This is a genomic window from Rhizobium sp. BK112 (assembly GCF_014193215.1).
GTDB classification, from domain to species: Bacteria; Pseudomonadota; Alphaproteobacteria; order Rhizobiales; family Rhizobiaceae; genus Rhizobium; species Rhizobium anhuiense.
The window spans coordinates 1,006,415-1,028,329 of the sequence record NZ_JACHYZ010000001.1 but is presented as its reverse complement, the minus strand read 5'-3'; the positions used below and the strand labels follow the sequence as shown (position 1 = coordinate 1,028,329).

Annotated in this window: 24 protein-coding genes and 1 pseudogene; 14 read left to right on the top strand and 11 right to left on the bottom strand. The window is 60.2% G+C overall.

Going from position 1 to position 21,915, the window contains the following annotated elements:
* Positions 1-215 precede the first annotated feature (215 nt).
* The 3 genes from FHT75_RS04980 to FHT75_RS04970 all read right to left on the bottom strand — a co-directional run bounded on the left by FHT75_RS04980 (position 216) and on the right by FHT75_RS04970 (position 2,008).
* Positions 216-830, bottom strand: coding sequence for a TetR/AcrR family transcriptional regulator (locus FHT75_RS04980; RefSeq protein ID WP_063475083.1), 615 nt, complete (start codon positions 828-830; stop codon positions 216-218).
* Between the two features lie 19 nt (positions 831-849).
* Positions 850-1,353 (bottom strand): DinB family protein, encoded by a 504-nt coding sequence (locus FHT75_RS04975; RefSeq protein ID WP_183844928.1) that lies wholly within the window; start codon positions 1,351-1,353, stop codon positions 850-852.
* A gap of 130 nt (positions 1,354-1,483) precedes the next feature.
* The gene (locus FHT75_RS04970; RefSeq protein ID WP_183844927.1) at positions 1,484-2,008 is read right to left on the bottom strand and encodes a DUF6428 family protein; all 525 of its coding nucleotides are present in this window, start codon (positions 2,006-2,008) and stop codon (positions 1,484-1,486) included.
* Positions 2,009-2,050: 42 nt separating this feature from the next.
* On the opposite strand from FHT75_RS04970, the gene FHT75_RS04965 reads away from it, so the two are divergent.
* From FHT75_RS04965 to arsK, 7 genes and pseudogenes are all read left to right on the top strand, one after another.
* Positions 2,051-2,407, top strand: a complete 357-nt coding sequence (locus FHT75_RS04965; RefSeq protein ID WP_063475086.1) for an ArsR/SmtB family transcription factor — start codon at positions 2,051-2,053, stop codon at positions 2,405-2,407.
* Positions 2,404-2,487: pseudogene (locus FHT75_RS36470) on the top strand (arsenate reductase ArsC); the annotation flags it as partial. The gene FHT75_RS04965 and the pseudogene FHT75_RS36470, both read left to right, overlap by 4 nt.
* Positions 2,488-2,582: 95 nt before the next feature.
* Positions 2,583-3,026 (top strand): arsenic resistance N-acetyltransferase ArsN2, encoded by a 444-nt coding sequence (gene arsN2 / locus FHT75_RS04955; RefSeq protein ID WP_047610321.1) that lies wholly within the window; start codon positions 2,583-2,585, stop codon positions 3,024-3,026.
* Positions 3,023-3,727, top strand: a complete 705-nt coding sequence (locus FHT75_RS04950) for an aquaporin (protein WP_183844926.1) — start codon at positions 3,023-3,025, stop codon at positions 3,725-3,727. The genes arsN2 and FHT75_RS04950 overlap by 4 nt, the downstream gene beginning before the upstream one ends.
* Entirely contained in the window at positions 3,727-4,155 is a 429-nt protein-coding gene (arsC, locus tag FHT75_RS04945; RefSeq protein ID WP_183844925.1) for an arsenate reductase (glutaredoxin), read from the top strand. The genes FHT75_RS04950 and arsC overlap by 1 nt, the downstream gene beginning before the upstream one ends.
* The gene (gene arsH, locus FHT75_RS04940) at positions 4,130-4,855 is read left to right on the top strand and encodes an arsenical resistance protein ArsH (protein WP_179874652.1); all 726 of its coding nucleotides are present in this window, start codon (positions 4,130-4,132) and stop codon (positions 4,853-4,855) included. Before arsC ends, arsH begins: the two co-directional genes overlap by 26 nt.
* On the top strand, positions 4,852-6,084 hold the full coding sequence (arsK, locus tag FHT75_RS04935; RefSeq protein WP_183844924.1) for an arsenite efflux MFS transporter ArsK: 1,233 nt from the start codon (positions 4,852-4,854) through the stop codon (positions 6,082-6,084). Before arsH ends, arsK begins: the two co-directional genes overlap by 4 nt.
* Before the next feature lie 21 nt (positions 6,085-6,105).
* Here arsK and FHT75_RS04930 read toward each other — a convergent pair whose 3' ends face one another.
* From FHT75_RS04930 to FHT75_RS04915, 4 genes are all read right to left on the bottom strand, one after another.
* Entirely contained in the window at positions 6,106-6,372 is a 267-nt protein-coding gene (locus tag FHT75_RS04930; RefSeq protein WP_028758639.1) for a hypothetical protein, read from the bottom strand.
* A gap of 112 nt (positions 6,373-6,484) precedes the next feature.
* Positions 6,485-9,022, bottom strand: a complete 2,538-nt coding sequence (locus tag FHT75_RS04925) for a mechanosensitive ion channel family protein (protein ID WP_183844923.1) — start codon at positions 9,020-9,022, stop codon at positions 6,485-6,487.
* A gap of 91 nt (positions 9,023-9,113) precedes the next feature.
* A complete protein-coding gene (locus FHT75_RS04920; RefSeq protein WP_028757186.1) occupies positions 9,114-9,665 on the bottom strand; it encodes a DUF924 family protein in 552 nt (183 codons plus the stop codon).
* Positions 9,666-9,999: 334 nt separating this feature from the next.
* Complete coding sequence (locus tag FHT75_RS04915; RefSeq protein WP_097594261.1) at positions 10,000-11,772, bottom strand: hypothetical protein; 1,773 nt, start codon at positions 11,770-11,772, stop codon at positions 10,000-10,002.
* 265 nt (positions 11,773-12,037) lie between these two features.
* Here FHT75_RS04915 and FHT75_RS04910 point away from each other — a divergent pair, with 265 nt between their 5' ends.
* A complete protein-coding gene (locus FHT75_RS04910; protein WP_028758642.1) occupies positions 12,038-12,505 on the top strand; it encodes a hypothetical protein in 468 nt (155 codons plus the stop codon).
* Positions 12,506-12,530: 25 nt separating this feature from the next.
* Entirely contained in the window at positions 12,531-13,034 is a 504-nt protein-coding gene (locus FHT75_RS04905) for a CYTH domain-containing protein (protein ID WP_049816532.1), read from the top strand.
* A 4-nt stretch (positions 13,035-13,038) separates the two neighbouring features.
* On the opposite strand, the gene FHT75_RS04900 is transcribed toward FHT75_RS04905, so the two are convergent.
* Genes FHT75_RS04900 through FHT75_RS04890 form a run of 3 tightly spaced genes read right to left on the bottom strand, consistent with a single transcriptional unit; the run spans position 13,039 to position 15,749 of the window.
* Positions 13,039-13,977, bottom strand: a complete 939-nt coding sequence (locus tag FHT75_RS04900; RefSeq protein WP_028757189.1) for a DUF2950 family protein — start codon at positions 13,975-13,977, stop codon at positions 13,039-13,041.
* Positions 13,978-14,006: 29 nt separating this feature from the next.
* On the bottom strand, positions 14,007-15,392 hold the full coding sequence (locus FHT75_RS04895; protein ID WP_047610337.1) for a DUF3300 domain-containing protein: 1,386 nt from the start codon (positions 15,390-15,392) through the stop codon (positions 14,007-14,009).
* A 42-nt stretch (positions 15,393-15,434) separates the two neighbouring features.
* Positions 15,435-15,749, bottom strand: coding sequence for a hypothetical protein (locus FHT75_RS04890; protein ID WP_097594260.1), 315 nt, complete (start codon positions 15,747-15,749; stop codon positions 15,435-15,437).
* Between the two features lie 323 nt (positions 15,750-16,072).
* On the opposite strand from FHT75_RS04890, the gene FHT75_RS04885 reads away from it, so the two are divergent.
* From FHT75_RS04885 to FHT75_RS04865, 5 genes are all read left to right on the top strand, one after another.
* Positions 16,073-16,414: a DUF3302 domain-containing protein gene (locus FHT75_RS04885; protein WP_047610340.1), complete on the top strand. Its 342-nt coding sequence runs from the start codon at positions 16,073-16,075 to the stop codon at positions 16,412-16,414.
* On the top strand, positions 16,414-17,571 hold the full coding sequence (locus FHT75_RS04880; RefSeq protein WP_028756255.1) for an HlyD family secretion protein: 1,158 nt from the start codon (positions 16,414-16,416) through the stop codon (positions 17,569-17,571). The genes FHT75_RS04885 and FHT75_RS04880 overlap by 1 nt, the downstream gene beginning before the upstream one ends.
* A 51-nt stretch (positions 17,572-17,622) precedes the next feature.
* Positions 17,623-19,314, top strand: a complete 1,692-nt coding sequence (locus FHT75_RS04875; protein WP_206114806.1) for a SulP family inorganic anion transporter — start codon at positions 17,623-17,625, stop codon at positions 19,312-19,314.
* Positions 19,315-19,446: 132 nt separating this feature from the next.
* Positions 19,447-20,289, top strand: a complete 843-nt coding sequence (ppk2, locus tag FHT75_RS04870; protein ID WP_028757192.1) for a polyphosphate kinase 2 — start codon at positions 19,447-19,449, stop codon at positions 20,287-20,289.
* Positions 20,290-20,427: 138 nt separating this feature from the next.
* Positions 20,428-21,582 (top strand): AI-2E family transporter, encoded by a 1,155-nt coding sequence (locus FHT75_RS04865; protein WP_028756252.1) that lies wholly within the window; start codon positions 20,428-20,430, stop codon positions 21,580-21,582.
* 35 nt (positions 21,583-21,617) lie between these two features.
* Here the strand turns inward: FHT75_RS04865 and FHT75_RS04860 are convergent, their stop codons facing one another.
* Positions 21,618-21,854, bottom strand: coding sequence for a hypothetical protein (locus FHT75_RS04860; protein ID WP_028756251.1), 237 nt, complete (start codon positions 21,852-21,854; stop codon positions 21,618-21,620).
* Positions 21,855-21,915 lie beyond the last annotated feature (61 nt).

Here is a 21,915-nt window from a genome sequence, read left to right as displayed (position 1 = left end):
TACGAGGATCGCCACGCCGCAGCTTGTTCCCCTCATAATATAGCCTTTAGAGTGGCTGGACGGACTTGCGACAGGATTTCCGCCTTGCTTTCCAAAGCGTCTTCGTTGCCTCGTGCAGATCTCAGCAATGGAGCCCAGGCTATTCAACACGACCTGACCGGGTGGACGCCTGATCTGGCAAGTGCCCTCCGGGGTCATCCCTGGATGCCCAGCGCTTAATCCATACCTGACGGCAAGCCCAGCGAGCGCAGGAAATGCGCCTCGATCGCGCGCAGCAATTGGGCGCGGGCAGCCGGCGTCTCGCCGATGCCGGGCTGATTGACCACACCGTGCAGGGCATTGAACAGGAACACCGCCGTGAAGCCGGGATCGTCGACCGACCAGGCATTCTCGCCAGCGCCAGCGGCAAGCAGTTCGTTCAGATGGTCGATCAGGATGTTGCGCGAAAGTCCTTCCTTCGTTGCGGGGGGTGCCGCCACGAAGGCGAGATGATGCAGCCCGGCCGCGTCGAGATAACCGGTGGCGCATGCCGTCGACCAGGCCGCCAGCTTGCCGTGCCAATCCTCCTGCCCTCGTCCTTCGATCGCCGCGACGATGCCATCCAGCACGCTTTGCACGAAACGGGCGCGCAGCGCCTGGAGAACATCGGCCTTCGAGGAGAAGTGCAGGTAGAACGTGCCCTTGGCGACCCCGGCCCCCGTCGTGATCTCCTCGATCGTCGTCTGCTCCAGGCCCTTTTCCAGAAAAAGCCGCTCGGCCGCGATCATCAACTCGTCGCGCCGCTCTTCGGCGGGCTTGGTTCTCGGTTTTGAAACAGGATCGGCCGGCATCGACGGGACTGCTCCACTCTCATTGACGGCGCGCGGGATCGGTCCTGTGCAGGTAGCCGGTAAACACGTCGCGCATTGCGGTGGTCTCGATATCAGGCAGCAGGCGACCGACTTCACCGCGATGATAACCGCCATGCGTCACCACATGGGCGAGCATCTCTTCGCGGGACATGCGCCCGCGTCCGCCATCGGTGAAGGTGAAGTCGACGACCTCCTCCATTTCCTGAAGGCCGATCCGCGAGGTGTAATCGATATACCAACGGTCGGTATCCCGGATATCGGCCGACAGCTGCGCCAAAGGCGGCGTTTCGCTGCTCCAGCTCGCCGCGTAGATATGACGCCGCCCCTGAAGATTGGCGACGAAGATGCGATCGACGAGATGAGCGTGGTTGAGCACGCGAAGCGCCGACCGAAACGCGTCGGATGGCGCGTCAGCCTCGAGCGCGTTCAAAGCATCGAGAAGCTCATCGTCGACGCTGGCTTTGTATTGGAACAGAGAGTTCAACAGGGTCTGCGCGCTCATTGCGATCTCCGGGCGTGAAATGGATGCCGCCGGTAGTAGCCGACAGTCTCGATTTATATGACTGACTGGTGGTCAGTCAATATTTTTTCAATTTCACTGCTACCGCTGCTCTGCCGCGATCTCATGAGTTTTACGCGCAGCAGCCGCTCTTTGCCGCGGCCGGACCGCAGCAGGCGGCTGCCCTGCTGCTTTCCTCCGCCAGCCAGCGATCGCGCGGCTTGCAGCTTGCCGGCCGCGGCGATAGCTCGACATACACGGCGCCGGCGCCGAGAATCGGCCTCGCCGCGCAATAGAGCTGCATCGGCCGCACGCCGTCACTGACCTCGAAGGTGAGCTTGGCCGAACCGTCGAGCTGCACATGCTCCGTCACCTTGCGGATGATGGAATAGAACTTGCCGGCCGGCATATGTGCGCGGTCGCCTTCCTCGATGTCCCAGAGCTGGATGAAGATCTCCGCCCATGCCTCGGGATTGGCGCCGCAGTCGAGGCCTGAGAATTGGCCCGCCTTGACCTCGGTGACATGATAGCCGGGCTTTACCGGCTTGCCGTCGTAATAAAAAATCAGCGGAGAATCCTTAGCGCCGCCAAGCATCTCGAGCAGCAGGCCGAGATCGATGTCGTTCTCTTGAATTTTGCTGTTGTCGATGATCTTCATATCAGTTAATCCTTGCTTCAACAGTTCAAGGATTATTGAAATATGGATCAACGTCAAGCCCTCATAGCGTTCGGCGCGCTGTCGCAGGAAACCCGCCTGCACATCGTCCGTATGCTCGTGGTTTCGGGTCCCGGCGGTATGGCGGCGGGCGCGATCGCGGAGAAGGCGGAGGTCTCGCCGTCCAATATCTCCTTCCATCTGAAGGAACTCGAACGGTCCGGGCTGATCGCGCAGCAGCGTGAATCCCGGTCGATCATTTATACCGCGAACTACGAGGCGCTAGGTGGCCTGGTTCGCTTCTTGATGGAAGATTGCTGCTCCGGGCATCCGGAAATCTGTGCCCCTGCCGCGGAGGTCGCGGCCTGCTGTGCGCCAAAAGGGAAGGAGAAACTGCAATGACCACTGATCGCGTTTACAATGTGCTCTTTCTCTGCACGGGCAATTCTGCCCGCTCGATCCTGGCGGAATCGATCCTGCAGCCTCTTTCCTCGATCGACAACCTCGCGCTTCAATCGCACCTGCATCAGATCGGCGCCATGGAAGGCACGACAGCAAAACCGTCCAAGGCCGGCTGATGGGTTTCGATTTGAACCAGCAGGCCTTGGAAGGGCCCGATGACAACCTTCGCGCCGTGCTCGCAGCCGCCGGACTTCCGGTCGATGACCTCACAGACCCCGGCCGAAGCTTCTACCGGTTTTCGCGCGGCGGCCAGACGGTCGGCTTCGGCGGACTGGAACTCTATGGCGAGGCCGCACTCCTGCGTTCCATTGTCGTGCTGCCCGATCAGCAAGGCTTTGGCTTCGGCCATACGATTACCCTTGCCTTGCTCGATCAGGCCCATAAGAAAGGTGCTGCTGCTGCCTATGTGCTGACTGAAACGGCCGCCCCGTTCTTTCAATCGCTCGGTTTTCTTCCGATCGCCCGCGATGATGCGCCCGCCGCCATCCTGACGACGCGCCAGGCCGCAAGCCTGTGCCCGGCATCCGCCGCCTTGATGGTCCGGAGCCTGCCGGCATGAGCGCGCCAGTGTTTCCGCTGTCTCGACGACTCGCCGCCGAAGCCCTGGGCACGCTGTTGCTGGTGGCAACCGTCGTCGGATCCGGAATCATGGCGGATAGCCTGACGAACGATACGGCGCTTGCGCTGCTCGCTAATACGCTGGCAACGGGGGCGGTGCTTGTCGTCCTCGTCACCATCTTGGGCCCGATTTCCGGCGCGCAATTCAATCCGGTGGTGTCGCTGGTTTTTGCGCTCCGGCGCGAGCTGCCCGCCTCTACCCTTCCGGCCTACATCGCCGCGCAGATCGTCGGCGGCATTGCCGGAACGATGCTCGCCCATGCCATGTTCGCTCTTCCCCTGCTGCAGGCCTCGGAAACCGTGCGGACCGACGGCGCACAATGGCTCTCCGAATTGACGGCAACCTTCGGCCTCGTCTTCGTCATCTTCGCCGGTGTTCGCTTTCGCGCCGATGCCGTGGCATGGCTGGTCGGCCTTTATATCACCGCCGCCTACTGGTTTACCGCTTCCACGTCGTTTGCCAATCCCGCGGTCGCGATTGCCCGATCACTGACGCACACATTTTCCGGCATCCGCCCGATCGATCTACCGGGTTTTCTCGTTGCTGAAATCCTCGGCGCATTGCTGGCGCTGATGTTCGCGGGATGGCTGTTGATGGAATCCCGCAATCCTGAAACCCTGACCAAGACGGAATCTGCCTGATGACTATCGATGTGACGATCTATCACAACCCGGAATGCGGCACCTCGCGCAACACGCTGGCGATGATCCAGAACACCGGCATTGAGCCTAATGTGATCGAATATCTGAAAAACCCGCCGTCGCGCGAACAGCTGATCAAGATGATTGCGGATGCAGGATTGAGTGTTCGCGAGGCGATCCGCGAAAAGGGCACGCCCTTTGCGGAGCTCGGCCTCGACAACCCCGATCTTACCGACGATCAGCTTCTCGACGCCATGCTGAAAGATCCGATCCTGATTAACCGCCCCTTCGTCGTCACGCCGCTCGGCACACGCCTGTCGCGGCCGTCGGAACTTGTCCTCGAAATCCTGCCGGAAACGTATAAGGGCGCCTTCACCAAAGAGGACGGCGAGAAGGTGCTCGATGCCGAAGGCAAGCGCATTGTCTGATCTGCCCGCAGCATCTCCGATGCATCTGCATCAGCCGAATATGGATGCACTCAGGCCGACGTTCTCGACGCACAAGCCTCGCATCCTGATCCTTTATGGCTCCCTGCGAACAGTGTCCTACAGCCGCCTCCTCGCACAGGAGGCCGCACGGCTGCTCGAATATTTCGGCTGCGAGGTACGGATCTTCAATCCCGAAGGTCTGCCGCTGCCTGACGAGGAACCGGCCAGCCACCCAAAAGTTCAGGAACTGCGCGAATTGTCGGCATGGTCGGAAGGCCAGGTCTGGGTCAGTCCTGAACGTCATGGCGCAATGAGCGGTATCATGAAAGCGCAGATCGACTGGATTCCGTTGTCGGTTGGCTCGGTGCGGCCGACACAAGGCAAGACGCTGGCGGTGATGCAGGTCTCCGGCGGTTCCCAGTCGTTCAACGCGGTCGGCCAACTGCGCATCCTTGGCCGCTGGATGCGGATGATCACGATCCCCAATCAGTCCTCCGTCGCCAAAGCTTTCCAGGAATTCGACGCGAACGGCCGTATGAAACTCTCATCCTATTACGACCGCGTCGTCGACGTCTGCGAGGAACTGGTGAAGTTCACACTGCTGACCCGTGATGCCTCGAACTATCTGACCGACCGCTACAGCGAACGGAAAGAGGAAGCCGAAAAGCTCGAACAGCGCGTCAGCCTCAGGTCCCTATGACAATCAGCGCCGAACGACCGCCGTTAGCCGCCATCGCCGCACTCGGGCTCACGCAGATCATCGGCTATGGCAGCCTCTATTACAGCTTCAGCATCCTCGCCCCTGACATGGCCCGTGATCTCAACTGGTCATCGGAATGGATCTTCGGCGCCCTCTCCGCGGCGCTTCTGATCGGCGGCCTGGCCGCACCGCTTATGGGCACATGGATCGATCGCTTCGGCGCGGGCAGGATCATGACATCAGGCTCGGCGATTGCCGCAGCCGCCCTTATCGCCTGCGCCTTCGCACCGGGAAAGATCGCTTTTATCGCAGCATTGATCGGCATCGAGGTCGCCTCGAACCTGGTGCAATATGGCGCCGCCTTCGCCTTGCTCGTGCAGATCAGGCCACGGGTTGCTCAGCGCAGCATCACCTACCTGACGCTGATCGCCGGCTTTGCCTCGACCATCTTCTGGCAGATCACCACGGCGCTGCACGCGCATCTGTCATGGCAGAATGTCTATCTGATCTTCGCCGCGCTTCATCTCGCCATCTGCCTTCCCCTTCACGCCTGGCTCTCCCGTGGCGTCAGCGAGACCAGGAAACGGACCGGAGAGGCGGCCGCAAAACACGTCGAGCCGAGCCTTCAGCCGTCGGTGCGCCGGCCGGCCTTTATCCTGATGGTGACGGGCTTTGCTTTGGAGAGCTTCGTGAACGCGGCACTTCTGGTTCACATGGTGCCTGTGATGTCGGCACTTGGCCTCGGCGCCATGGCAGTGGTGGTCGGAACGCTCTTCGGCCCGTCACAGGTGCTCAGTCGCCTCATCAACATGGTCTTTGGTGAGAGCTTGTCGCAAGTGATGCTGGCGATCATCTGCGCCGTCCTGCTGCCGGCAGCCCTTGTCATCCTCATCGCCACCGCACCCTCGGTGCCCGGCGCGCTGGTCTTTGCAGTCGTCTTCGGCCTCGGTTCGGGCCTTAACAGCATCGTCTACGGAACCTTGCCGCTCGCGCTCTTCGGAAGCGATGGCTACGGCCGGCGGCAAGGACAAATCATGTCAGTCCGTCTCGTCGTCGCCTCGATGGCGCCGTTCGCACTCGCCTTCCTGATGGGCAGTCTCGGCGTATCATGGTCACTGTCTATCGCAGCATTGCTCAGCACCGTCGCCGTCGCCGCATTCTTCGCCATTCTGCGGCTGACGCGCCCGATTGCCCGGTCGGAAGCGGTTCCCAATCCCGGAGAAGCTTGAGCGCATCAATCAGTGCAGCCGCTACTTGACGACGGCCGAGCCCTTGACGATGTCGATCGTCTCGCCGCCGTCGAGTCCGATGCGGTCGCCGTCGGGCGTCGTCATGAAGCAACCGGAGGGGCAGAGGCTTTCCGAAGCGCCGGCATCGACCACAACCTCGACGCGCTGGCCGCTCTCGGTGATGACGAGCACGACGGCCGCCGGATCGGTGTTGGTAACGGATGCCGCATAAGCCGCGGGCGCGGCAAGCAGCGGGACAAGCAGAACGGCGGCAAATCTTGCCATCATGTGCGGCGGCGCTGGCGCGCCCTCCCCTCGAACGATCGGTGCTGCCCCCGGCAGCGATCCCGATGGAAGGGATCATGCACGCACACCCGTGAATGATGGCTGAATGACCCGTTCAGCTCTTGAGATTGCCGTCCGCCGTCCGGCTGCGCAATTGCCGCACCGGCCGCTCTTCCTCCTCCATGGGCTTATCCCCTGGATTTTCTTGGTCGCCCTTCCGATCCCTGCCCGCATCGACAAGGACGGGAGGAGCCTCTCGATGGATGGTGAGATCGCTCTGCGGCAACGGGATCTCGATCCCCTCGGCCTTGAAGCGCTGGAGGATCTCGATCCTCAAATTGTTGCGCACCGTCATGCCGTCGCCCATGTCGGCGAGGAAGAAGCGCAGCTCGAAATCCAGCGAATAGGGACCGAAACGCAAAAATTCGACATGCGGCTCGGGGTTGCGCATGACGAGCGGAATCTTGGCGGTCAGTTCCAGCAGGATATCCATCACCTTCTGCGGATCGGCGTTGTAGCTGACGGATACGGGGATTTCCGAACGGCCGATCTTGTTGCGATGCGTCCAGTTGCCGACGAGCCCGTTGATCAACTCCGAATTCGGCACAATGATCGACTGCTTGCGGAAGGTCTCGATCTCGGTGGCGCGCACCGAGATACGCTTGACGATGCCTTCGGCCGTGCCTGATACAACATGGTCTCCGACCTTGAACGGCCGCTCGACGAGCAGGATCAAGCCGGAGACGAAGTTGGAAACGATGTTCTGCAAGCCGAAACCGATGCCGACCGAAAGTGCTGAGGCGACCAGCGCGAAGCTCGACAGATCGATGCCGGCCGCCGAAACGCCGATGATCGCCGCGATGCCGACGCCGAGATAGCCGATGCCGGTTTTGACCGAATTGCGCACGCCGAGATCGACATGGCTTCTTGCCATCACATTGCCGTCGAGCCAGCGCTGCAGCCAGCGTGTCAGCAGGTAGACCCCGGCAAACAGCAGAATGCCGGTGCAGATGCCGAGCAGCGAGATGCTGATGCCGCCGAGCCTGACCTCGGTGAACAGCCGGTAGGCGATCAACTGCAGATCCTGCACATGGAAGCCCCAGAGCAGCAGGATCAGCGGGATGCCGACGAGAAGCGCCACGGCATAGATGGCAAGGCCGACGAGCAAGCCGGCCTGGTCGATCGCCACCGGCCCAAGCTTGAAGCGGCGCGTCAGGAAGCTTGCAAAGAAGGTGTCGCCGAAGCTTTCCTGCTTTGATATCGCCTTGCCGGAGAGCAGGCCGACATACATGGTGGCAACGACCGCGCCGGTGATGATGAGCTGCGTGGCGACGAAGCGCGCCAGCCCGACATAACCGGTCAGCGCGGTGAGGATGAGACTGGCGCCAACGACGCGCAGGATGATCCCCATGCCGCGCGGCCAATGCCGGCCCGGCGCATCGGGATCGCCGTTCTTCGCCAGCATCGGTTTGCCGAACGAGGCCGCGATCAGGATCAGGCCGATGATCAGCGCGGCAATCAGGCTCCTGACCACGGTCAGCACCAGCGGCGAGCCCATCGCCTCGCCGATCGTCCCGAACAGATAATCGAGCGCGTTGACGATCGCCATCGCCAACAGGCAATAGCCGATCGAGCGTGCGCCGAGATTGGAAAGCCGGACGAGCCGCCAGCGAGGTTCGTCCGGTGCGAAGATGGCGTTGACGAAACGGCCGACGAAATAGACGAGCCCGATCGCCGCAAACAGGGCGCCGATGACAGGTGCGATGTCGGGCCGCAGAACATTGAAACTATTGAGGAAGAAGAACGAGGTGACGAGCAGTACCGAAAGCGCCAGGGTGCGGATCAGCGTCGACCAGAAGGCGATCGACAGCCGGCCGATATAAGACGGGTTCTCGATCGCCTCGTCCCGGCGCAGATACGAGCCGAACAGCCGATAGCTGCCGGATAGCAGAATGAGCGCCGAAGCAAGCGACAGGAAGATCGCGGCAAACAGCGGGAACCGCTTGAACTTCCAGACGAAAGAGGCCCAGCTCGACAAAGCCTGCGAGAATTCGCTGGCCTCGTGCACGAAGGCGCTCACGGCATCGTCGAGCACCGAGACGGAGATCTCGGTGCGCCTGAAAAGCGTGTCGGCGAAAAGCCGCCGCCGCATTTCGATGATTTCGTTGAGGAGCTTCGTCACCGCGATCGACAGGTTTTCGGCGTCACCGGTCACCGCGTTGATCTGCGCACGCTCGGCAGTCAGCGCATTGCGCTCGTCCGTGACGATCTTCGCCTCGGGCGGCTGCCCGTCCTTCGGCGGATCGCCGATCTCGGCAAGCCGGTTCTTGATCTGGTCGAAACGCGGCCTGAGATTAACCGATATGGTAATGACGGCGCGGCTGAGCTCGTCAGCCTTGGTGGCGAGCCCGACCAGGGCATCGTCATTGTCGGCATTCTGCTTGGCGCCGTCCTGCAGTGCCGTCAGCTGGACCTTCGCCTTTTCGATCTCCTTCGCCGCCTGGTCGAGTGGCGTATCGGTAAGCGGTGCCTCCTGCGCGGCAGCCGGTGCCTGCGGCTCCTGGGCGAAGGCCGCAGCACCCTTGAAATGCGCGCCCGCGACCGCCAGCGTCAGCAGAAGAATGGTGCGAAGCAGGATCGGTCTCAGCCGCAAAAGCGCCTCCGGAAGGGTTGTCGTCAGGATAGAATGCCTGCTTGTCATAGCAAAGAAAGGCGACAGAAAGGCGGAATATCCCAGGAAAGCCTCAGAAACCGGCATCGGGCCTGGAGAGATAGTCGCGCTCCGCCGCCGTCGACTCCCGCCCGAGCATGGCATTGCGGTGCGGAAAACGGCCATAGGCGGCGATCACGTCGCGGTGGCGGATCGCATAATCGCGATATTCCTCATCGCCAAGCGCGGTGAACAACGCCACCGAACGTTCCTGCTCGTCAAGGTCTTCGGCATGTTCGAAGGGCATGTAGAAAAAGGTGCGGCATGCCGCTTCAACCGCCTGGTCGGCGCCTGCTGCGAGCGCGAGCTTGGCTTCCCGAAGCGCCAGCCCGTCGGTCGCGACGGCAAGCGGGGTGCCGCGATAGATATTGCGGGGAAACTGGTCGAGCACGATGACGGCCGCCAGCCGGCTTTCCGGGTCGGCCCGCCATTCGTCCCGGACGCCCGCGGCAAGCGCCAGATGGGTATCGCGGAAGCCTTCGCGGATCTCGGCGTCAAGCTCCGGCGTCGCACGGAACCACAGCTCCCGGCCGCATCTGACGAACCAGAAATCATAGACTTCCCCAGGCCTGCGGATCGTCGTCATGCTTCCTTCCCTAGCGTGAATGGATTCACTTCAATCAATTAAATTATTGTAAATATTGGAAATTTTTATAAAATCAACCCTTTATTCGGCTGCCGGTACCTCTCCCCGTAAACGGGGCGAAGAGGATATGCCGCGACCTCTCCATCCCCGCCCCGTCTCGTTTGGCTCGTCCCTCGTCCCGTCAGAACACGAAGGGATATACACATCTCGCAAGGCCCAACCTGCGGCACATGCTTTGAAGTATTGTAGGCCATTGAAGAAGGTGATGGGGCCCGGCAGCTTGGAGGAGGCAGCCGCTCCAGCCTCAGAGCTTGGCGATGATCCAAGCTTCGCCCTATTGCACAGACAGGCCAGCGGCTTCAATTCCCGAAATAAAACGCTTTTGATCTTCGGTCCGCGCCAGCCGCCTGGCGACCTCCTGCCTGATGTTCGGGATCAATGCCGGTGACTCGCGCCTGATCCACTCAAGCTGTTCCTCTGCTTGCTGTTTTTTTCCAAGCGTGCCGAGAATGGAGAGCAATACGAGACGATGCATCGGATTGTAATTGAGGTCCGACATGCGCGACCATAGTTCCGCAGCCTGCGTATCGCCCCGCATGAAGGCACAGAGCGCCATTCCGACCTCGTAATATCCGCGTGGTCCGGCATTCTTGCCGACTGCCTCCGAAATCAGCGTGCAGCCTCTATCCCATTCCCCCGACATCGACAGGCGCAGGCCGTATTCACCTGCCACCTCGGTATCGTTCGGATTGCTGGCGTAGGCGGCAGCGCCGGCGCTCAGGGCTCCGGCCGGATCATTGCCGAAAAAGTTGGCAAGCATCAGTGCCTGAAGAGCGCGTGCATTCTTTGGGTCGAGCCGCACGGCCTGCTCGGCAAGTTCCTTCGCGAGGTCGAGCGTGGCAGCCGTCGATTTCGTGTGAAGTTGGTATGAAAAGCGGAACTCGTCGAGATGAATCAACGAAAGAAGGGCGAAGATATTGGAATCGGACGGCACTTTTTCCACGGCCTGCTGCAGGCAGGATTTTGCCAACTCGTGCGCCTGCACGGTCATTTCGCTGCGGTAGCTATAGTAGGATAGAACGCATGAAAAAACGTCCGTGCTTCCGGCGATGGTCGCGGTATCGGTCTGGAACATGACGCCGAACGGACGCGCGACCGCCGTCGCGATATCCCCGGCAAGGCTCGCTTGCGTTTGCGGGATGCCTTGCACCTTCATGTCGGCATCATAATTACTTGCCCAGATGACGGCGGCATCCGCCCGCCGCACGAGTCTGGCTGTCGAGCGCAGCTTGCTGCCTTCGAGCCGCACACTTCCTTGGAGGGCATAAAGCGGCTGCGACAAAACTTCGCCGGTTCTATTCCGCGGCATGGCGGTGACGACAACGATATCATTGAAGCGGACCAGCTTCTCGATGATGTCGTCGGTGATGCCGCGAGAGATGTCGGAGGCAAGGCTCCCGTCGGAGGCGCTTTCGAAACGCTCGACGATAATGCTAGGGCGATTATCAGCTCCTGATATCGTTTCACGCTCCGTGCTCGGCGACCCGACCTGCTGAAGGAGGGCCGCCGCCGAGGCCAGGACAATCACCGCGCCCGCCGCAAGAAGCCAATATCGGCCCGGCGATAAGCGCCGGTCCGCCTGGTCCCGGCTGATCGTATCCGCAGCCGCACTGATCTGAGCGTTATTGTCGTCTGACGAGCTTGGCAGATCGGACTGCTTGAGCGGCGAGATAGCATTGGGTTCAGCGCTGCTGATGACATTGAAGACCGGCGCGTAGCCGCCCTTGGGGATGGTGATGATGATCCGGTCCGCGTCGCCGGCGGTCAGGTAGTAGTGTTCCAGTTCCCGTCTCAGCCGACCGGCTTCGATGCGAACGCAGGGATCCTGTTGGGCATCGAAGTTCGCGTCTCTGCCAAAAACGGCCTGTGCGATGGTAAAGGCCTTCAGGTAGTCGCGACGGCCTGCAAGCGTTTCCGTGACCACGAATTCAAGGAAACGCCTTGCCCGTTCGGGAAGGCGGAATTCCCGGCTGGAAAGAATGCGCTCAAGTTGCTGCTGCACCTCCTCCTGTGAGGCGGTGACCCTGTTTATGCCTGCACTCGTCATCGGTTCCCCCAGACTCCGATTGCGAACAACCAGCAGCACGCAGTCCTAAACAATAGTCCCCGTCAGGCGTGACGGCAATGCCGCCCAGCCGAATAACCTAACCAATGCTGACCGGATCCCATGAATAGCCAAATGACGGACGTAAGTCACAGTTTACGAAATGCCCGCGTAGGATACCGTATTCTACCGGCACCGACATGTATTTTACTGCCTTAGGCTCCAAGCGCGCTCTATCATCGCCATGTATTCTCTGGAGGAGCCTGCGATGACATCACCTGAGACCTCTACACCCCACCCCATGACAAGCGCAGAGGAACTGCGCAAACGCGCTCTGGAGCTTCAGCTTGTCGAGATGGAGCGCAGCGAAAAGATCAAGGCGCGTGAAGCAAAGAAACACGCGGAGTTCGTCGAGGATTTTTTCCGCAAGCAGATTGGCGAAGCGGAACGCGCCGTCATCAAGCGGCTGGTCATGAAAGCGGCCGCAGACGGCAAATATGAGGCGCTGATTTACAGCTTTCCGTCGACCTTCTGCACGGACAGCGGCCGGGCCATCAACAACAACCTGTCCGGATGGCAGAAGACACTGCAGGGAAAGGCAAAGGAACTCCTCGAACTCTTCGAGGAAGTTGCCAGACCGCAGGGTTACGGGTTGAAGGCCATGATCATCAGCTTCCCGGACGGCATGCCGGGAGACGTCGGCTTCTTCCTCACTTGGGAGCCGCCCGTCGAGTGACCGGCAGCAGATAGAGGCGATCAACTTGAAAGCAATCGAGATCGAGCGCAAATTCCTCGTGCGTAACGATAGCTGGCGCGATTGCGCCGGGATGTCGCATGTCCTGCAGCAGGCCTATCTGTCTCGAGACAAGAACTCGGTACGTGTTCGCTTGATCGACGACCGTTCTGCTTGCCTGACAATCAAATTCCACACAGCAGGGCTCGCCAAGGACGAATATGAATACGAGATTCCTGTCGAGGAGGCACGGGACCTGCTTCTCCATGCGACTGGCCACGTCATTGAAAAGACCCGCTACCGGGTTCTGTACGAGGGCAGAAACTGGGATGTAGACGTCTTTGCCGGAGTCTATGAAGGATTGACGCTCGCCGAGATCGAGATAGCGAGCGAAGATGATCTTCCGGCCCTGCCGAAATGGCTTGGGCGGGAAGTCACGGGCAACAAACGCTATTCCAATCGCGCCATGGCGGTTGCATCATGCAGCCGCCCCCGGGTGCATGGGGCGGTTGACGACCGCGCCGCGCTGTAAGACCCTATTCGCTTACAATGGTCCAATTGGCGTCCGGATTGAATTCCTTGATCGCGGCGGCGCGCTGCTCCGTTTGCGGCCCCAAATCGCGTTGATAGATGACGCTCATCCCGTTGACGACAAAGGTCTGCACGCCGGTCACCCGATATGTGACCGGCCAGGCGACGAGCGCAAAGCCACCGGTCATATAGCCATTGATGACGTAGCTTTGTTTGCCGCCCAGTACATTGTCGCCCTGGGCGGTCAGGATGCGATAGCGGTATCCGAAATAACCTTCCCCACGTTTGGCGGCGCCGAAAGCGGCCGTCTCGACCAGCGCGCTTGCCGGGCTTTCCTCTGCAGAGACGCTGGGGTCCCAGTAGAGGCCGTCCAGCTTGCCCGGGCTGCTGATCAATTTTTTGGCGAACTCGTAAATACCGTCACCGTCGCGATCGTCGGACACATATTGATACTGCGCAGCCACATATTCATGCATCGTGTCGATCGTCGCGAGTTCGTTTTCGCCGATGCGCCGATTGATGATCTCCTCGAAGCCGCGCTGCGTGTCGAAGGACCACTTCCCGTCCTTGTCCTCAGTCAGCGGAAACGGCAGAGGCCAGAGTCGATTACCGATCACGACGATCTTGGCACCTTCGACGTCTTTCAAGCTCATCTGTCGTTCGGCGCCTTCCCGGATCAATCCATAAGCGATCATTGCCTCGTTGCTCGAGCGCAGCTTGTCTGCGTTCAGACCGAGCAGATCCCCAAGATCCCCGATATTGTTGGAGCCGAGCACCGATTTCAGCCGATCGAGTGCAAGAGACGGGCTGTCGAATTTCGGTGAGGGCGTTGCCGCCTTGTATTCGGCAAGATCCGTCTGCCCCTGCGAAAACGCCGGCTTCGTCGGCATCGTGCAGAGCGCTGTCGCAAGCATGAGCGGGATTACCATCGATTGACGTCTCATGATGTAACTCCATGGGCTCGTAAGGGGTGTCATCGCCGCCCGCCGCCACCGCGGCCGCCACCGCCACCGCGGCCGCCGCCGCCGCGAGACGGCATCGGGCGCGAGTGATGCTGGGGACGGGCTGCCGGGCGATGAGCGCCCATGCTTTGCGCGCCTCGTTTCGAGGCGACGGTCTGCTGGCGGCCGGACTGCACGTTGCCGAGTGCGCTCGACTGGCGCCCGCGATTGTCGGGCCGGGCAGCCATCTGCGGTTTGTTGGGTTTCTTGACGGATTTCTGGGCGGGCTTGGAGGGGCGATTGGCCGATTTTTGAGGACGGGTTTCGGGCCGGGATACGTTCTGACGATTGGCGGCCGTCGGCCTGTTCGCCTGCGGTTTGGCCTTCAGTCCTTGCGCCGTGTTTTTTCGGATATCTTCCGCGCGAGCGGCCGTCCCGCGATTACCCGGCCTCTGGCCTGCCTGGATATCTGCGGCTTTGTTTCGCAGTTGATTGCGATTGTCGGCCTGAAGTCCCGATTTGATCGACGACCGATCCAGCTTGGCAAGCTGGTCTTTGCCGATGCTCAGCTTGCTGCGGTCGACATTCGCCCAGTCGACGTCGTTCCACTTCATTTTTCCGTTGAAGTTGCGATTATTCAGACAATTGTTGCAATCGATGTCGATATCGCCGTCCCAGCGACCACCCCATACGCCCCAGTCGTCCCAATTGACGACGGCGGCCCAGGCAAGCCCGGTGACCGCTCCGGCAAAGAACGCGGCACCCGGATAGTAGTAGCTGTCGTAATAATCGGGATAATAGGAGATCGGCGCCGCGGCATAGTCCGGTTCATAAAGCATTTCCGGCGGATATTGCGGGATATAGATCTTCTCGGGATCGGTCGGACGGATAATGATGTTGTCGTTTTCGGTGACGACCGTCACCTTGTCATCCGTCTTAATGATGTTCTTTGCCACCGCCTCGTCGCGAAGCTGCTGGATGGCAATCAGCACGTCCTTCTGCTGATTGGCGAGCGCATCGGCGAGTGATTGAGTCCAATCGAGATCCTCGCTCATCATCTTGACAATGTCAGGGTAGTTGAGCAGCGAAACGACGCTGCCGTCCCAATCGCTTTTGGGCTTGAGATCGGCATTTTTCTTTTTCGCTTCCAGGAAACGCTGCGCTTCGATGATCTGCAGGGGAAAGAGGGAGGCGGCCGAAATCGCCGCGACCAGTTCATCCGGATAGAGCGCGATCCGCGCCACCAGCACCTCGAGTTCATCCTCCGAAAGAAGGGCAGCCGCGGGCTGTTCTGCGCTCGACTGGGTGGGCGCCGCAGCCGGCGCAGGGGCCTGTGCTCGCACGGGGAAGGCTGGCTGCAGTGCAATGATCGCCAGAGCTGACAACCCACCAAGCAGTTTGCGGGAAATTGCTTTCATCGCACATTGACCTCCCTAGGTTCAGTTGAATGACGGATGCGTTCACGGAGATTTCGGGCCGATGGCGGGTGACCGCCGGAGCACTACAATTTTCGACTGTGAAATCGCCTCCCTCATCTCTTTCAACAAGGCATCGACCAGGCCTGCATATTCCAGCCGCCGCGCTTCTCTCAACGTGTCGGGTAACTGTTCGACATGCGCCAAAGCCTGCGCCGCGGCAACGAGATCCTCGCACATGCTATGAAAAGCCTCATCGACGTAGAAAAGCCGCTGCACCAGCCTTGCCTGGTCGGGAAAATAAGCCTCTGCCGTTTCCAGAGCGGACAGATATGTCGAACCACTTTCTCCCGACGCCATCTCCGCCCCCGCCGACGAAACTGCGCTAAGCAGTGTGGAAACTATATAACAGGCGGACCCGTCTGGAGACGTAAAATACGCGATCCTACGGTGGCTGGCTTCGGAAGGACGCATCCCATGCCCGATACGAGACGGCGAACGGGATTCGTCTCGCCGATCTCGCTCCTTTCCTTCCAGCGCAGGCAAGTCCGTCAGACGGGTCGCCCGCGAACGCCCCGATAGAGATTACGCGATGCTACGGGCCTTTGCGCCGAAACGGGCCTACAATTCCACCTTCGCTTGCGATCGACGGCTCGGGTAGACCAAGCCGGAAGGGAGGGGTCGTGTTTCTCGACTATTTTGCCTTGGGCGTATTGGCCTTTGTCGTGGTCACCCTCTTCTATGCCGTGATTGCCATTCACGACATTCCGCATCTGATCGCCAAGGCGCGCAATCACCCCCATCAGGATGCCATCCATGTCGCTGGATGGGTCAGCCTCTTCACGCTTCACGCGATCTGGCCGTTCCTGTTCATCTGGGCGACGCTTTACCGTGAAGACCGCGGCTGGGGTATCCGGCAGGACGGCAAACTATCGGCGGAAGTCGAAGCGAATGCGGAAATTGCTCGTCTCCATGCCCGGATCGCCGAGCTTGAGGCGCAAGCGCCGGAGAAGGAGACCGCCTGATGGATCTGCTCCTGATACTGACCTATGCCGCGATTTGCTGGACGATCTTCAAAGTATTCAGGATTCCGGTAAACCAGTGGACGCTCGCGACGGCCGTTCTCGGCGGGATCTTCCTCATCTCCACCCTGCTGCTTTTGATGAGCTACAATCATCCCTATTCGAGCGACGGGCGCATCTATTTCACTTCGGCTCCCGTTATTCCCGTCGTCGGGGGGCAGGTCGTCGAGGTGCCGGTGACACCGAATGCACCTCTAAAGAAGGGCGACATCCTTTTTCGCATCGATCCCCGACCCTATCAGTTCACGGTTGATCAGAAGAAAGCCGCGCTCGCCGAAGCCGAGCAGTCCGTTCTGCAATTGAAAGCGGCCGTGGATGCAGCCAATGCAGCGGTCACGGGCGCCGAGGCCTCAAGGGACCGGTCCCGGCAGGCTTTCGAGAAATTCCAGCAGTCGAACGAGAATGCAAAGTCGAGCGGCAGGGGCGCCGTCTTTTCCGAACTCGAGGTCGAAAACCGGCGAGGCATCTATCTGACGTCGGAAGCTACGGTCGACACTGCCCGCGCACAAGCCGCGCAGGCAAGGCTCGCCTACGAGTCTGACATCAACGGAACGAACCCGACGGTTGCAAGGCTGCAGGCGGAGCTGAACAATGCCGAATACGAGCTTGATCAGACGGTGGTGCGGGCGCCGAGCGACGGCTACGTCACGCAGGTCTTCCTCCGCCCCGGAATGATGGCTAATCCCCTTCCGCTCAGGCCGGTCATGGTCTTCATCGACAGTCAGGACCGCATGCTGGGGGCAGCCTTCATCCAGAATTCGCTGCAGCGCGTCCACGTCGGCGACGAGGCCGAGGTTGCCTTCAAAGCCGTACCCGGCAAGATATTCAAGGCGCGGGTGCAAGAGGTCATCGATGTGATGGCCCAGGGCCAGCTGCAGCCGAGCGGCGCGCTGATCGACCCGCAATCGCCCGAGCGCCTATCGCCCGGACAAACGCTGGCTCGGATCGAGTTGCTCGAAAACACCGATGATTATCAACTGCCGGGCGGCGTGGTCGCGGAGGTCGCGGTCTACACCCACCATTGGCACCATGTCGCCGTTCTGCGCAAGGTGCTGCTGCGCATGAGCAGCTGGATGAACTACGTGTTCCTCGAACATTGATGCGTGCCAGCGGCAAAAATAAGGAGCCAGCGGGTGATAGGAAGTCTTCCGATGTTGCGGGGCTTGGCTGGCTTCAACAGAGACTGGCTCCGCAGTGACATTCCAGCCGGGCTGTCGATTGCCGCAGTCGGCTTGCCGAGCGCCATCGCCTATCCCGCCATCGCCGGCCTGCCGCCGGAAACTGGCATCTATGCCAGCATCGTTGCTCCGATCGCCTATGCGATCTTTGGTCCTTCCCGGCTTTTGGTCGTCGGGCCTGACGCCGCGACCATGACCGTGCTGGCGGCCGCCATGGGCGCCATCATCGCAGCCGAACCCACGACGGCAGGTATCGACAGGGTCGCCATCGCGTCGGCCCTTGCGCTTGGTGTCGGCGTCTTCTGCATCGCGGCGAAACTGCTGAGGCTCGGCGTTCTCGCGAGCTTTCTCTCCCGTCCCATTCTGGTGGGTTTCTTCGCCGGCGTATCGCTCTCGATCCTGGTCGGACAAATCGGTCGTTTCACGGGGGTAAAGATCTCATCGGATGGACTGATCCCGCCGCTCGTCGAAATGCTCGCCAAGAGCAGCCTGATCCACTGGCCTTCGCTCATTCTCGGCCTGATCATGTTCGCCCTGTTATGGATCGTCCGGGCCTTTCGGTTCCGAGTTCCAGGTCCTGTTCTGGTGGTTGTCCTCTCGGTCGTCCTTTCGGCGATCTTCGACTTCCAAGGCCGGGGCATTGCAGTTGTCGGCGATATCCCAAGCGGAATGCCGAGCCTATCTCTGCCTGCATTGCATCAGATGCCTCTCGATAAGATCGTGCTCGGTTCGGCCGCGATCTTTCTCGTCAGCTTCGGCGCAGGCATCGTCGCAGCAAGAAGCTTCGGCTCACGAACCGGAGAGGAGGTCGACGCAAATCAGGAATTGATCGGACTTGGCGCCGCCAACATCGCGCCCGGCTTGTTCGGCTCGTTTCCCGTCAGCGTCTCGGATTCCCGAACCGCGATAAACCTGTCGACAGGCGGCGTCTCTCAGGTCGCTGGACTGGTATCGGCCGCGACGCTGATCGCCGCGCTTGTTTTCCTTCACAGTGCGCTGCGGATACTCCCCATTCCCGCGCTCGCCGCAATCCTCGCAACGGCGGCAATCAGCCTCATCGATATTCACGAATTGAAAAAGATCTGGCGCATCAGCCGCATGGAATTCATTTTTGCGCTGATCGCCATGTGGGGCGCAATCAGCTTCGGTGTTCTCAACGGCGTCATCGTCGCGGTTGCGGCAACGCTCGTCTATCTCTTGCGTCAGACGATGTTTCCCCGCGACGGTCTTCTTGGACGTATCGAGGGACGGCACGGCTTTTTCGATCTTGCCCGCTTTCCGGAAGCGCGCCCTGTCGAGGGGGCCGCCGTCTTCGCCATCCAAGGCAGCATTCTGTTTTACAACGCCGATTACGTGCGCCTGCGGCTGGCGTCCGTAGCGAAGGAACTCCCTGCCGAAACCAGATGCCTCGTGCTCGATGCCAGCGCCGTCACGCATATCGACAGCACCGGCGCAGCCGCGCTCGATGCCGTGGCCGAGATCCTGGCAAAGCGGAATATCGTTTTCGCAATGACCGACCTCAGCGAGGAAAGCCGCGGCATCCTCGAGCGCGCGGGGGTCGTCGAAGCGATCGGTGTTCACAATCTTTTCAACGGCAGGGAAGAGGCGTTGCGAGCGCTGATAGGAAGTGTCGGCGAGACCGGCAGCACCGCGTCGGCAGGCTAAAGCATGTCGCGCAAAAGTGTGCAGCGGTTTTGCGGCAACGACATGCGTAAAAACAAAGAGCTAAAGCGCAAGGAGCGAATCTGAAAGATCGCGACGCGCTTTAGAATATGTTCGCGCAAGGGAGGTAGAGAAATGGACGAGAATTACGAGCCCGCAAAGACGGATGGAGGGGCAGGCCGCGTCGGAAAGGATAAAAAGAAAAAGAAATCATGGGACTATGACAAGGAAATCGAGCGACTGCAGGTGGAGTTGGCCCATTTGCAAGCCTGGATCAAGAAATCCGGTGCGAGAGTCGTCATCGTCTTCGAGGGACGGGATGCCGCCGGCAAAGGCGGCATGATCAAGCGCATAACAGAAAAGGTCAGTCCGCGGGTCTTTCGCGTCGTGGCACTGCCGGCGCCCACCGACCGCGAGAAATCTCAGATCTACATGCAGCGCTATATCGCTCATATGCCGGCCGCCGGCGAAATCGTCATATTCGACCGCAGTTGGTACAACCGCGCCGGCGTTGATCGGGTCATGGGATTTTGCAGCGAAAAGAAAGCGCAGCGCTTTCTTGAATTGGCGCCTCGCTTCGAGGCCGCGATCGTCGAAAGCGGCGTCGTTCTACTGAAATACTTCCTGACGGTCAGCGAGGAAGAGCAGGAACGCCGTTTCAGACGCCGGATCGACGATCCTCTGCGACAGTGGAAACTCAGTCCGATGGATGTTGAATCCTATCAGCGCTGGTGGGACTACACGCGTGTCTATGACGAGATGCTGCGGATGACCGACAGCAACCATGCACCGTGGTGGGTGGTGCCCTCGGATGACAAGAAACGTGCCCGGGTCAACTGCATCTCGCACATCCTGCAATCCATCCCTTATGAGCGGGTGAAGTTCGAAGCACCCGATCTCGGCAAACGTCAGAAGCGGCCGTCGGATTTCATGGAGGACCACAGCATCCGCCATGTCGTGCCGGACGCGACGTCATAAGACGACCTCAGCCTGAAGCAATTCCAGGCAAAGCGCGAAGCGCTTTTGCCGGGAATCGCGTCAGAACAAAAGGTTAGAGCAGTTCGCGTTTCCGCGAAAAGCTGAACCGCTCTAGAACATGGCGGACGGGACGCAACGATGGAGACCACAGGCGATACGGCGGCGCAGGGAGCCGGGTCAGGGCAGATTTCGATAGAGGCGAGAATAAGCGATCTTGTCCGATTGGGCATCATCGGGCTTTTTGCCTATTGGACCATCGTTCTGATTGCTCCCTTTGCGCTGATCGTCATCTGGTCGGCCATCCTTGCGGTCGCCCTTTTCCCGATATTCGAGGCACTTTCGAGGCTGATCGGAAACAGGCCCGTCATCGCGGCCGCCATCATCGTCGTCTTTTGCCTCGTCCTGATCATTGCGCCCCTGGCCCTCGTTGCGGTCAATTTTGCCGACACCACGCAGGCGTTGATCGGCAAACTGCGGACGGGGAACTTCACGCTCCCCTCGGCACCGGTCGCTATTCGGGAATGGCCCGTCGTCGGCGAGCGGATTCACGACGCCTGGAATCGGATTGCAAGCGATCTGGCCGCTACCATCATCAAGTTTCAAGCGCCCATTCGTGAAGTCACGGCCGTTATCGTCACGAAGCTCGCCTCGATCGGCGGCGGCGTTTTGAGCTTTGTCGTTTCGATCATGCTTTCGGGCCTATTGCTGACGCGATCAGCACGCCTGGCTGCAGCCATACAGGTGCTGGCAAGCCGGATCGCCGGTGAAAAGGGTGTCGGCTTTGCCCGGCTGGCGGGAGCTACGGTGCGCAATGTATCGCGGGGCGTCATTGGCGTTGCCTTCCTGCAAGCGCTGTTGTGCGGACTGTGTTTTGCCCTTTTTGACGTTCCGGGGAGCGGCCCCTTGACCTTTCTTGTGCTCGTCCTGTGCCTGATGCAGCTCGGGCCTGCGCTCATTCTTTTGCCGGTCATCATTTGGGCGTGGTTCTCCTGGCCCATGTCGATCGCCTTGGCTTTCACCGTCGTGACGATCCCCATCATGATCATCGATAACATACTGAAACCGATCTTGATGGCGCGCGGCCTCTCCACTCCAATGCCGGTGATACTGATCGGCGTCATCGGCGGCACCTTGTCACAAGGCCTGCTGGGGCTGTTTTTGGGGCCGGTCGTTCTCGGTGTCTTCTACGAACTGCTGAAAGCCTGGGCCTGGCCTTCGGTTTCGACCGGATCGGAAAATAGCCGCTCCGCGAGATTCGATGCTCAACCGGAACGCATCGAACACCCGCAATGACGATCGTCGAGGCGCCAGCGGCGGCCTGGCGGGACTCACCTGTTCTTGCAGTAGACGACAACCTCCTGCTCGATTTCGCGGCAGAGCTGTTCATACTCGATGATGAGCTTCTCTTCCCTCGGGCTCTTACTTCGGAACCGCTCCAGCGCATCGACAGCAAGATCGTAGGATTCAAACATCTCCGCGAGCGCTTCACTGGTCATGCTCTCCAGGAGATGCCGGATATCGGGGAGCCGCAACATCAGTTTTCTGCGGCCACGCTCTTTGCTCATGGATCAGCTCCGCATTCAACGTATCCCTGCAATGGATACGAAGTCACCAAGGTATCGGATC